Annotated in this window: 5 protein-coding genes and 9 pseudogenes; 1 reads left to right on the top strand and 13 read right to left on the bottom strand. The window is 59.9% G+C overall.

The window, feature by feature from the left end; translation table 11 throughout:
- Window positions 1-30: 30 nt before the first annotated feature.
- The 13 genes and pseudogenes from AB1J88_RS00295 to AB1J88_RS00235 form a co-directional block, all read right to left on the bottom strand.
- Window positions 31-569, bottom strand: a pseudogene (locus AB1J88_RS00295) (DUF444 family protein).
- Between the two features lie 587 nt (window positions 570-1,156).
- Window positions 1,157-1,237, bottom strand: a complete 81-nt coding sequence (locus AB1J88_RS00290; RefSeq protein WP_430289929.1) for a hypothetical protein — start codon at window positions 1,235-1,237, stop codon at window positions 1,157-1,159.
- A gap of 204 nt (window positions 1,238-1,441) precedes the next feature.
- Window positions 1,442-1,669, bottom strand: a complete 228-nt coding sequence (locus AB1J88_RS00285) for a hypothetical protein (protein WP_430289928.1) — start codon at window positions 1,667-1,669, stop codon at window positions 1,442-1,444.
- Window positions 1,670-1,675: 6 nt separating this feature from the next.
- A pseudogene (locus AB1J88_RS00280) lies at window positions 1,676-1,770 on the bottom strand (hypothetical protein); the annotation flags it as partial.
- A pseudogene (locus AB1J88_RS00275) lies at window positions 1,745-2,742 on the bottom strand (hypothetical protein). The pseudogenes AB1J88_RS00275 and AB1J88_RS00280, both read right to left, overlap by 26 nt.
- Before the next feature lie 297 nt (window positions 2,743-3,039).
- A pseudogene (gene glpE, locus AB1J88_RS00270) lies at window positions 3,040-3,367 on the bottom strand (thiosulfate sulfurtransferase GlpE).
- A gap of 33 nt (window positions 3,368-3,400) precedes the next feature.
- Window positions 3,401-3,625, bottom strand: coding sequence for a hypothetical protein (locus AB1J88_RS00265; protein ID WP_430289927.1), 225 nt, complete (start codon window positions 3,623-3,625; stop codon window positions 3,401-3,403).
- 5 nt (window positions 3,626-3,630) lie between these two features.
- Window positions 3,631-4,284 carry a symmetrical bis(5'-nucleosyl)-tetraphosphatase gene (locus tag AB1J88_RS00260; protein WP_430289926.1) on the bottom strand — a complete coding sequence of 218 codons (654 nt, stop codon included), beginning with the start codon at window positions 4,282-4,284 and terminating at the stop codon, window positions 3,631-3,633.
- The gene (gene apaG, locus AB1J88_RS00255; RefSeq protein ID WP_430289925.1) at window positions 4,284-4,664 is read right to left on the bottom strand and encodes a Co2+/Mg2+ efflux protein ApaG; all 381 of its coding nucleotides are present in this window, start codon (window positions 4,662-4,664) and stop codon (window positions 4,284-4,286) included. The genes AB1J88_RS00260 and apaG overlap by 1 nt, the downstream gene beginning before the upstream one ends.
- A gap of 113 nt (window positions 4,665-4,777) precedes the next feature.
- Window positions 4,778-5,594 (bottom strand): annotated as a pseudogene (rsmA, locus tag AB1J88_RS00250) (16S rRNA (adenine(1518)-N(6)/adenine(1519)-N(6))-dimethyltransferase RsmA).
- Window positions 5,591-6,580 (bottom strand): annotated as a pseudogene (pdxA, locus tag AB1J88_RS00245) (4-hydroxythreonine-4-phosphate dehydrogenase PdxA). Before pdxA ends, rsmA begins: the two co-directional pseudogenes overlap by 4 nt.
- A pseudogene (locus tag AB1J88_RS00240) lies at window positions 6,577-7,897 on the bottom strand (peptidylprolyl isomerase). The pseudogenes pdxA and AB1J88_RS00240 overlap by 4 nt, the downstream one beginning before the upstream one ends.
- Window positions 7,878-10,650 (bottom strand): annotated as a pseudogene (locus AB1J88_RS00235) (LPS-assembly protein LptD). The pseudogenes AB1J88_RS00240 and AB1J88_RS00235 overlap by 20 nt, the downstream one beginning before the upstream one ends.
- Before the next feature lie 130 nt (window positions 10,651-10,780).
- On the opposite strand from AB1J88_RS00235, the pseudogene AB1J88_RS00230 reads away from it, so the two are divergent.
- Window positions 10,781-11,577 (top strand): annotated as a pseudogene (locus tag AB1J88_RS00230) (aminoglycoside phosphotransferase family protein); the annotation flags it as partial.

Raw genomic sequence — 11,577 nt, 5'->3', positions numbered from 1 at the left:
ATCGCCGAAGTTGTCCGGCTCTTCGCGTTTTTAATCGCGCCAGTTCCTCTTTGGCTTCGCGCAGCTTGGCGCGGCTGCTGCCGGACAGGGCAATGCGCCGGGCATGGCCGAGCGCAGGGTGCGGATGATATTGATCCGCGACGGGTTGCCTTCGTTGCTGATCCCGGCGCGCACGGTCTTGAACGTGTCAGTCCGCTGAGATTGCGTTTCAACCAGATTCGGCAGTTCGAGGTCTTCGAACATGAATTCGAGGAATTCTTCCTGAGTGATCTGGAAAACGAATTCATCATGCCCTCGCCGGAATTGCCAGCCTTGCCGGGACCGCGTCCGCCGCCCCCTCCCGGTGGCCGGGCGATGTGTTCGCCGGCAGTGAATTCCTTGTTGCCGGGGTGAACCACGGTCTGTTTGCCGCCGCGGCCGTGGTGAAGCACCGGTTCGTCGATGTCGCGACCGGGAATGCTGATCTGCTCACCGTGTTCCATGTCAGTGATGGAACGCCGGCTGACCGCCTCTTCGACAGCCTTCTTGATGTGATCACGGTAACGCCGCAGGAAGCGCTGGCGGTTCACCGTGCTCTTGTTCTTGCCATTGAGACGTCGGTCGATCACATAGCCTCATGACTGCTCCTTAGAAGCTGTCCTGCAAAGGCGGGAGCGGTCATGCAGCATGAGCCGAATGCCAAGGGGCGTACACGCTCCCCCAAGCGCTCTGGATGCTGCCTGTACCTCGCTACCGACTTGCGAACACCTTCCAGAGGCCTGTGTAGCAGAAAATGCGGGCACAGGCCTCGGGCTGACGACAACCGGTCTGACCGGCCGCGGTTTACTGTTGACTTTCTGACCCGCAGGTACCACTCGGACAGCAGTCGTACCTGTTTGTCGGTGTAGCCGCGTTCGACCATTCGAGTAACGAAGTCGTTGTGTTTCTGTTGATCCTCTTTGCTGGCTTTGGCATTGAAGCTGATGACTGGCAGCAGGTCTTCGGTGTTGGAGAACATTTTCTTCTCGATGACCACTCGCAGTTTTCGTAGCTGAGCCAGGTCGGGTTCTTGCCGTTGTTGTTGGCTCGGGCGCGCAACACGAAGTTGACGATCTCGTTGCGGAAATCCTTCGGATTGCTGATGCCGGCCCGGTTCTCGATTTCTCCAGTTCTTCGTTCAAGGCGACGCGGTTGAGAATCTCGCGGTTTCCGGATCGCGGTATTCCTGATCCTGAATCCAGAAGTCCGCATACAGCACGTAGCGGTCGAAGATGTTCTGCCCGTACTCGCTGTAAGACTCCAGTAAGCGGTCTGAATCTCCTGCCGATGAATTCGATATAACGCGGCGCCAGGTACTCCCTTGAGGTAGCGCAGGTAGCGTTCACGGGTTTCAGCTGGAAACTGTTCCTGCTCGATCTGCTGTTCCAGCACGTACAGCAGGTGTACCGGGTTGGCGGCGATTTCATGCGGATCGAAGTTGAACCACTTTGGACAGGATCTTGAAGGCAAAGCGGGTCGACAGACCGTTCATGCCTTCGTCGACGCCCGCCGAATCGCGGTATTCCTGAATCGACTTGGCCTTCGGATCGGTGTCCTTGAGGTTTTCCCCGTCGTAGACACGCATCTTCGAATAGATGTTGGAGTTTTCCGGCTCCTTGAGGCGCGACAGCACAGTGAACTGCGCCAGCATCTTCAGGGTGTCCGGCGCGCAGTGAGCCTTGGCCAGGGAGCTGTTAACAGCAATTTGTCGTAGATCTTCACTTCGTCACTGACCCGCAGGCAGTACGGCACTTTGACGATATAGATCCGGTCGATGAAGGCTTCGTTGTTCTTGTTGTTGCGGGAAAGTGTGCCACTCCGATTCGTTGGAGTGCGCGAGCAGGATCCCGGTGAACGGAATCGCACCGAGGCCTTCGGTACTGTTGTAGTTGCCTTCCTGGGTGGCGGTCAGCAATGGGTTGCAGCACTTGATCGGTGCCTTGAACATTTCGACGAATTCCATCAGGCCCTGGTGGCCCGGCACAGCGCGCCGAGTAGTAGCTGTAGGCGTCGGCGTCGTTCTGTGGGTATTCCTCGAGTTTGCGGATGTCGACCTTGCCACCAGCGCGGAGATGTCCTGGTTGTTCTCGTCGCCCGGTTCGGTCTTGGCCACGGCGATCTGGTTGAGAATCGACGGGTACAGCTTGACCACGCGGAACTGGCTGATGTCGCCGCCAATTCAGCAGGCGTTTGGTCGCCCATGGCCGACATGATGGTGTTGAGATAGCGCCGTGGGATGCCGAAGTCCTTCCTCAAGGATCGCGCCATCTTCGGTGGCGTTGAACAGACCCAGAGGTGATTCGAATACCGGCGAGCCCTTGATCGCATAGAAGGGCACTTTTTCCATCAACTGTTTCAGCTTCTCGGCCAGGGACGACTTACCGCCACCGACGGGGCCGAGCAGGTAGAGAATCTGTTTCTTCTCTTCCAGGCCTTGGGCGGCATGGCGGAAATACGAGACGATCTGGTCGATGCATTCTTCCATCCGTGGAAGTCTTCAAAGGCCGGATAGCGACGAATCACCTTGTTGGAGAAGATCCGCGACAGCCGCGAGTTGGTCGACGTATCGAGCAGCTCGGGTTCGCCAATAGCCATCAGTAGACGCTCGGCGGCGGAAACGTAAGCGCTGCGATCCTTTTTGCACAGCTCCAGGTACTCCTGCAGCGAGAGTTCTTCCTGGCGTGTGGACTCGAAGCGTTGTTGGAAGTGGCTAAAGATACTCATGACGTCACCTCGCTCGATACGTGGAGCCGACCGACCCGGATCACTCAGTCGATGCTGGCAAGCAGCCGTGGTGGCCACTTGTTTACCCCCCAGAACACTTTCGCGGTCGACAACCTTGAAAGTCACTCCCGATGACCCGTTGCGCCGGTGTACCGGCTCTCCCCTGTTTTGGATGGCCTGGGCTTAAGGATAGTTGGGAATTCGAGAGGTAAAGGCGAGATACGTAATTAGTTGTGGCAGACCGTTCGTCTGTCACGCGCAGGCCCGCGTGAGCCGGGGCCTGCGCGTGACAAAAAATTATTCTGCGCTGCCTTCCGCGGTTTCGCAGGATAAGTCGTACGCCACAGCTCGAAGCCGCCGTCATGCTGTAGACGTCGGAGAAGCCCTGGCTGGTCAGTAAGCCGCAGCGTTCTGGCTGGAGTTGCCGTGATAGCAGACCACCACCAGCGGTGCGTCGAGATCGGCGTTACGGATGAATTCCGAGATCGAGTGGTTATCCAGATGGGTCGAGCCGGCGATGTGCAGCGCGGCATAGGTTTGCGGGTCGCGGATGTCGACCACCACAGCGCCCTTGTTCACGCAGGGCCTGGGCCTGTTCCGGGGGGATTCGTTTGAATTCGCTCATGGCGGGTTCCTGTAGCTCGGCAGAATGCGCAGTCTAACGCGGGACGCTGACTGGCGACGTTTCGGGGATAAGTGGGGCGACGGTCGGGGCAAGCCCGCCGTGCTCATCGCATTTGCACGACACGCGCTCGCCGCTGTCGACGTTCATCAGGGTCAGGCTGCCGCCCCAGACACAACCGGTGTCCAGTGCCGAGACGCCCGGTTCGCGGACATCGCCTTCCAGTGCGGCCCAGTGGCCGAAAATGATCCGCAGGCCCACGGGTTTTACGCTCCTTGTGCTGGAACCACGGTTTGTAGCCCGGTGGCGCGGTTGTCGAGGCCTTCCTTGCTCTTGAGGTCGAGCTTGCCGTCGGCGGTGCAGAAGCGCATGCGGGTGAAATAGTTGGTGATCACGCGCAGACGGGTCACGCCGGTGAGATCACTGTCCCACTTCGCCGGCTCGTTGCCGTACATGCCATCGAGGTACAACGGAAACAGGTTGTCGTCACGCAGCGCGGCTTCGGTTTCGGCGGCGTACTTCAAGGCCTTGCGCAACGACCCACTGCGGGGGGATGCCCGCGTGCACCATGGCGACTTCGCGCTGTTCGTCGTAGTGCATGAGTTTCTGTTGGCGCAGCCATTCGAGCAGGTCAGCCGCATCGGGGCTTCGAGAATCTCGCGCAGGGTGTCGGATTTCTTCAGGCGCTCGATGTTGTTGGCGGCGGCGAGCAGATGCAGATCGTGGTTGCCGAGTACGCAGACCAGCGACTCGCGCATGCCATAGAGAAACCGCAGGGTCTCCAGCGACTGAGGGCCACGGTTGACCAGATCGCCGACCAGCCACAGCCGATCAAGCCTGGGGTCGAACGCGACTTGCTTGAGCAGGCATTTGAGCGGTGCAAGGCAGCCTTGCAGGTCGCCGACGGCGTACGTCGTCATCAGTGCAGGGCTCCAGGCACGGCGAGGCGGAAAGGCTTGATGATCGCGTCGAAATGCTTGCCATCGTCGGCGACCATTTCGTAAGTGCCCTGCATGGTGCCGACCTTGGTGGTCATCACTGTGCCGCTGCTGTAAGTGTGACTTTTGCCGACCTCGATCAGTGGTTTGCTGGCCGACAACGCCGGGCGCCGCGAACCTCTTCGACATGCCGTCACCGTCGTAATGACCCAATGTCGTGACATCAGCTGGGCAGGGCGCTCGCCATTGTTCTGCACGGTGATGGTGTAGGCGAAGGCGAAGCGGTGGTGCTCGGGTTGCGATTGGTCTGCCAGGTAGCGGGTAACGACACTGACATCGACCTGATAACGAGGATCGGACATGCAAAAGGGCCTTAAACAAAGCGGAACGCGAGGCGTAGCTGATGGGGAATCAGTCTAGGCAAGTATCGGCAGTAAACCAGAGTGGCGTCCTGCCCGATAGCGTTCATCGCCGGTCAGTCGGCGACAGGAGTTTGCGGGGCTTGTTCGCTGAGCTTGTCGGCCAGGCGCACGAATGCGGCCAGGTCCAGTTGCTCGGGGCGCAGGCTGCCATCGACACCTGCGGCTTCGATCTCGGCAGCGGTCATCAATTGCTTGAGGGTGTTGCGCAGGGTCTTGCGACGCTGGTTGAAGGCTTCGCGAACGACGCGTTCGAGCAGGCGATGATCCTTGGCCGGGTGCGGCAGCACCGCGTGCGGCACCAGACGGACGATGGCCGAGTCGACCTTCGGCGGCGGATTGAACGCGCCCGGGCCGACGTTGAACAGGTGCTCCACGCGGCAGTGGTACTGAACCATGATCGACAGACGCCCCCAGTCGCCGCGCCCGGGCCGGCCGCCAGACGCTCGACCACTTCCTTCTGCAGCATGAAGTGCATGTCGCGAATGATGCCGGCGTTGTTCAGCAGATGGAAAATCAGCGGCGTGGAAATGTTGTAAGGCAGGTTGCCCACCACACGCAGACTGTTCGGCGCGGCGTTGAGGGTGTTGAAGTCGAACTTCAGCGCATCGCCCTGATGCAGGTGAAGTTGCTCTTGCCGGCGAACTGCTGGTTGAGGATCGGGATCAGGTCCTTGTCCAGTTCCACCACGTCGAGTTGTGCGCCGGAGTTGAGGATGCCGGCGGTCAGTGCGCCCTGGCCCGGGCCGATTTCCAGCATGCGGTCGTCAGGCTTGGCGCTGATGGAGCGCAGGATGCGGTCGATGACGCCGGCATCGTGCAGGAAGTTCTGGCCAAAGCGTTTGCGCGCCTTGTGTTGGTATTGCTCGGTCATAAACGGGTCTCGGCCATCTGGTAGGCGGTTTCCAGGGCGACCTGCAGGCTGCCGGTGTCGATCTTGCCGCTGCCGGCCAGATCCAGGGCAGTGCCGTGGTCGACCGACGTGCGGATGATCGGCAGGCCGAGGGTCACGTTGACCGCCGCGCCGAAGCCTTTGTACTTCAGCACGGGCAGGCCCTGGTCGTGGTACATCGCCAGCACTGCGTCGCAGTGCTCCAGATATTTGGGGGTAAACAGAGTGTCGGCAGGCAGCGGGCCACGGAGGTCCATGCCCTCGCCGCGCAGGCGCTCCAATGTCGGTTCGATGATGTCGATTTCTTCATGGCCCAGGTGTCCGCCTTCACCGGCGTGCGGGTTGAGTCCGCAGACCAGAATACGTGGCCGGGCGATGCCGAATTTGTCTTGCAGGTCGGCGTGCAGAATTCGCGTGACCCGTTCCAGCCGCTCCGGGGTGATTGCATCGGCAATCTCGCGCAGGGGCAGGTGAGTGGTGACCAGGGCCACGCGCAACCGCGAGTAGCGAGCATCATCACCACTTGGGCGGTGTGGGTCAGGTCGGCGAGGAATTCCGTGTGTCCGGAGAACGGGATACCGGATTCGTTGATCACGCCCTTGTGTACCGGAGCGGTGATCATCCCGGCGAAGTCGCCGTTCAGGCAGCCGTTGCCGGCACGGGTCAGGGTTTCGAGGACGAAGGCGGCGTTAGCCTTGCTCAGTTGTCCAGCGACCACCGGAGCGCTGAGTGGAGTATCCCAGACATACAGGCTACCGGCGGGGGCTGGAACAGCCGGCCAGTTGTCAGGCGCAACCTCAAGCAAAGAGACGGCCAGCCCCAACTGCGCGGCCCGCCTCGGTAAGCAGGTCGCGGCTGGTGATGGCAATCAGGGGATGTGGCTGGGCTTGCGAGGCGAGCAGCAGGCACAGGTCGGGACCGATGCCGGCTGGTTCGCCGGGTGTCAGCGCGAAACGCTTGGGTTTCACTGCGCTGCCTGGTCTGCACCAGGGAGTTTGATTTCTACGTAGGCTTCTTCACGAATCTGACGCAGCCAGTTTTGCAGCTCTTCATCGTATTTTTTGTTACGCAGAACATTCATTGCCTGTTGCTCGCGTGCCGATTCGGTGCTGTCGGTGGCGCGGCGGCCAAGGACTTCCAGCACGTGCCAGCCGTACTGGGTCTGGAACGGCTTGGACAGCTGACCTTGTGGGGTCTTGGCCATCACTTCGCGGAATTCCTGGTACCAGTGCGTTCGGGTCAATCCAGTTCAGGTCGCCGCCGTTGAGCGCCGAGCCCGGGTCTTCGGAGTAGTTCTTCGCCAGTTCAGCGAAGTCTTCACCGGCCAGGATGCGCTCGTACAGCGATTGCACCAGGGCTTTGGTCTTGGCTTCGTCGCGGATCGGGCTTGGCTTGACCAGGATGTGGCGCACATGCACCTCATCACGCATCTGGGTTTCGCCACCCGTTTGGCCAGCAGCTTGAGAATGATGAAACCACCCGGAGTGCGGGCAGGCTGAGTGATGTCGCCCACCGCCATGCTGCTCAACTCGCGGTCGAACGGCGGTGGCAATTGCGCAGCTTTACGCCAGCCCATGTCGCCGCCTTCCAGGGCGTTGTCGCTGCCGGATTTGGCAACGGCCATCTGACCGAAGTCAGCGCCTTGCTTGAGTTGCTGGTAAACGTCCATGGCCTGACGGTAAGCGCTCTGAATCGCCTTCAGAACTGGCGCTTTTCCGGCGTCGGGATCAGGATGTTGGCCAGGTGCAGCTCTTCGGACAGTTGCATCTTGCCCAGGTCGGGAAGCGAGGAAGTTCTTCACTTCCTGCTCGGAGACCTGAATGCGTTCTGCCACGCGGCGCTGACGCACGCGGCTGATGATCATCTCGCGCTTGATCTGGTCACGGGCGTCGTCATAGGACAAACCGTCGTGAGCCAGGGCGAGCGCGGAATTGATCCACGGTCATGTTGTTGCGTTGGGCGATGGTGCCGACTGCCTGGTTCAGCTCTTCGTCGGTAATGCGGATGCCGGAACGCTCGCCGATCTGCAGTTGCAGGTTTTCGACGATCAAGCGCTCGAGCACCTGCTGATCCAGCACGCCCGGCGGCGGCATGCCGCCGCCACGCTTGGCGATGGTCTGCTGAACTTCATGGACACGCTGGTCCAGCTGGCTCTGCATGACCACGTCGTTATCAACGATCGCAACCACTTTATCGATGGACTGTACTGCGGCGTTGGCCGCAGTACCCAGGAACAGCGCGCCCAGCAACAGCGGGCGCAGAGAATCAGAAAGCTTGGTCTTCACGTTGACGATAACCTTGGATGCCTTTGTCGAGGAAGCTCTCTACCTTGGCGCCAGTCAGCCGCCGAGTCCCTTCAGAACAATTTGGAGTAAGACGCCGTGGTCGCCTTTTTCGTTTTGCGAGCTTCCTGACTGAATTCGTCGTAGGAAACCCAGTAACGGTTGATCAGGCGCAGTTTCCAGCAGCAGTTGTCGTACTCGAAACCACCAAAGGCTTCCAGCGTACGGTTGCGGTTGTAGTCGTACTGCCAGCGGCTGATCGCGCTCCACTGCGGAACGATCGGCCAGATGACCGAGAAGTCATGCTGCTGGATCTTGTAGTAGTCCTTCACGTAGCCAGGCTGCCCCGGGGTGCCGTAGTCGCCACCACCCACCGACCATTTGCCGGTGGTCTGATCGTAACGAACCTGGTCGTTGCGATAGCGATAACCGACGTTGACCACCTTGTTCGGGTTGTCTTCTGGCTGGTAGTGGAACATCGCGCTGCCGGAGCGTGGGCTGCGGCTGTCCGGGTCCCAGTTGTAATCGGCCGTGGTGCGCCAATCGCGGTTCCAGCGGTATTCGTATTCCAGCGCGTATGGCGACACGTCGGACTGGGCATCCTTGCGATCCTTGAACGCGATGCCTGGCAGTTGGACTTCACGATCCTTGAAGTAGTAAGCCTGACCGACGCTGATGCGCTGACGCTCGAATCCATCGTCTTCGATCCAGCGGCTGGTCACGCCCAGCGACAGTTTGTTCTCGTCACCGACACGGTCGGCACCGGAGAAGCGGTTGTCACGGAACAGCGAAGCGTAGTTGAAGGTGTATTCGCTGGTGTCGAATACCGGAATGTCTTCCTGATCAACCTTGGGTACATACAGGTAGAACAGGCGCGGTTCCAGGGTCTGGCGATAGTTCTTGCCGAAGTACGACGTGTTTGCGGTCGAAGTACAGGCCGCTGTCGACGCTGGCGATCGGTACGCCACGGCTCTGATTACGACTATAGTTTTCGCCGGCCAGCAGGGTGTCTTTCCCTCGCTGATCCAGATCAAGGTCGTACTGGGTGTACTGGTACTTGAGCGATGGTTTCAGGAAACCATAGGTCCAGTTCATCGGCAGGCTGACGCCTGGTTTCAGATTCAGACGGTCGCCATTGGCGCGCGCCAGACCCTGTACGTTGGTATCGAGGCGTGGCGAGACGTTGCCGTCTTCATCCGTAAAGCTTCCTGTTTTCAGATCACGATCAAACCGCACAAGCTCGGTCTCAGTAATCGAAATTCAAACCTTCCGGGTGATACGGCAACTGACCATTGAAGGTGATCTGCGGCAGACGGCCGTACGGCGTAATGTTCGAAACAGTAGCCAATTGGTACTGCTGAGCATTCAGGCGTGCGGTGTAGCTGTCACCGCGGTAGGTCACCGATCCCTGCTGGTTCACATAGTCAGCGCTCTTCACACCGATCTGATCGGTGCTCAGGTCCTGGAAGTAGTACGGATCGCTGATCTTGGTGTAGTCAACCTGAGTCATCACTCGGAGTCGAGACCACCCTTGTGCTGCCAGTTGTACATGTAGCGATTTTTTTCGTAGTCGGTCTGCTTGCTGCGATCGGTATCTTCGTCGTTCAGATACGCCGCACCGAACTGGCCTTCGCTGGACTTGGTCAGGTAACGGAACTCGCCTTCGACCAGCATGCCGCGCTTGCTCATGTAGCGCGGGTACAACGTGGCATCGTAGTTCGGCGCCAGGTTGAAGTAGTACGGGGTGACCAGCATGAAGCCAGTGTCGCTGCCGGTGCCGATGGTCGGCGGCAGGAAACCCGATTGGCGACGGTCGTCGATCGGGAAGTAGATGTACGGCGTGTACAGGATAGGAATGTCCTTGACCCGCATCGTCACGTGGTCGCGGTACCGAAAGCCGGTGGCCGGGTTCAGGGTGATGTTGTTGCCCTTGAGCTGCCAGGCGTTGCTGTTCGGTTCGCACGTGGTGTACGTGCCGTCCTTCAAGCGGATGATCGCGTTCTCGGCACGCTTGGCGTATAGCGCGTTACCGCGGATGCGCGATTTGTGCATCACGTATTCGGCGTTGTCGACCTTGGCTTCACCGGTTGTCGAGCTGTACATCGGCGTGGTCGCCGACGATCAGTGCACCGTTGTCGCGAATGCGTACGTCGCCATTGAGTTCGGCGCGGCTCTCGGCCTGATACAGGCTGGCCTCGTCGGACTCGACCTGCATGCTGCCTGACGCAGGACCACGTCGCCGGCCAGCGTACCCACCTGATCTTCGGTGTTGTAGCGCGAGGCTTTGGCGCGATAAAGGTCGGTGCGTCACTTTTATTCGTCTTGTCATTCATGCCAGGACGAATCGGTTCGATATAGGAACCAGAGCAGTAAGGACCGGTCTCGGCCAATTGGGCGGCGGTGAGCTTCTCGCGCGGAACCCAGTCGAGGTGACTGTAGTCTTCGCTACGGGATTTCAGGCCGCGGCCCTTGGCTTCGGTGACCAGCACAGGCTTGACGCCGGTGTCGGCAGTCGAACCGTTCTGGGCCGGGGCTTCGCCAGCGGCGCTGACGGCGCTGCCGTCATGCACCGGACGCGGCGGCAATGCAGCTGCCGGCGTCTTGGGCGCACACGCCCAGCCACCCGTTGCCGAGACGGCGCAGTCATACTGCTCGGCGGCAAACAACGAATTGACTGGCCAGAGGTTGCATCGCAGCAGACTGCCGGTTACCAACAACGGAAATTTTTTACGAAACGCGGGGGATTTCAATGCCATCTTATTAGTCCGGGCTTCCTGCGTGCCATCTGCCCGCGGTGTGGGCCGCACGCCTCTCGATGGTCTGAAAAAGATGCTGGATAATAAAGCATGACCCGCTTGACGGCTAGCGCCGTCGGAGACCCTTGCAATGCCTGACCAAGATGTACGCTTGCAACACCTGAAAGTTTGCTCGATGAGCAGTTGGCAATCCTGTTTGCAGATCAAGGCTGGGGCGCCGTGCCCCGGCCACGTTGACCGCGGCCAGCAGCGACGCGAGTTTCCGCCGGTATTTCCGCTGGGAAGGCGCGGGCCGCAGTTTCGTCGTGATGGACGCGCCACCGCCCCAGGAAAACTGCAAACCGTTCGTGGATATCGCCTTTTTGCTGGCGAAATCCGAATTAACGTGCCGAAAATTTATGCAGAAGACCTCGAACGCGGTTTTCTTTTGCTCAATGACCTGGGCAACAAGACCTATCTCGACGTAATCGACGGCGAAAATGCCGACGCCTTGTTCAGCGATGCCCTGCAGGCGCTGTTGGCTTTTCAGCAATTGCCGATGATCGCACCACTGCCGAGCTACGACGTCGCGCTGCTGCGCCGTGAGCTGGAATTGTTCCCCGAGTGGTACGTGAACGCGAGCTCGGCATCGAGTTCGACGCAGCACAGCAGCAACAATGGCAGTCCGTCAGCGAGCTGCTGATCGACAGCGCCCTGGCCCAGCCGAAAGTCCTGGTGCACCGCGACTACATGCCGCGCAACCTGATGCTCAGCGAGCCGAATCCCGGTGTGCTGGACTTTCAGGATGCGGTGTATGCCCGGTCACCTACGACGTCACCTGCCTGTTCAAGGACGCCTTCCTCAGCTGGCCTGAAGAGCGCGTGCGCGGCTGGCTGGAAAGTTACTGGCAGCAAGCCTCGGCGCTGGACATTCCGGTGCAAGCTGACT

The organism is Pseudomonas sp. S8, assembly GCF_050473925.1.
Lineage (GTDB): Bacteria > Pseudomonadota > Gammaproteobacteria > Pseudomonadales > Pseudomonadaceae > Aquipseudomonas > Aquipseudomonas parakoreensis.
Note: the sequence above shows the minus strand (reverse complement) of the source record. Positions and strands in the feature narration are given on the sequence as shown.

Bases quoted from the DNA above. Each gene is read 5' to 3' on its own strand.
- AB1J88_RS00260 (WP_430289926.1), bottom strand. From the start codon at position 4,284: ATGACGACGTACGCCGTCGGCGACCTGCAAGGCTGCCTTGCACCGCTC.
- apaG (WP_430289925.1), bottom strand. From the start codon at position 4,664: ATGTCCGATCCTCGTTATCAGGTCGATGTCAGTGTCGTTACCCGCTAC.
- AB1J88_RS00285 (WP_430289928.1), bottom strand. From the start codon at position 1,669: ATGCTGGCGCAGTTCACTGTGCTGTCGCGCCTCAAGGAGCCGGAAAAC.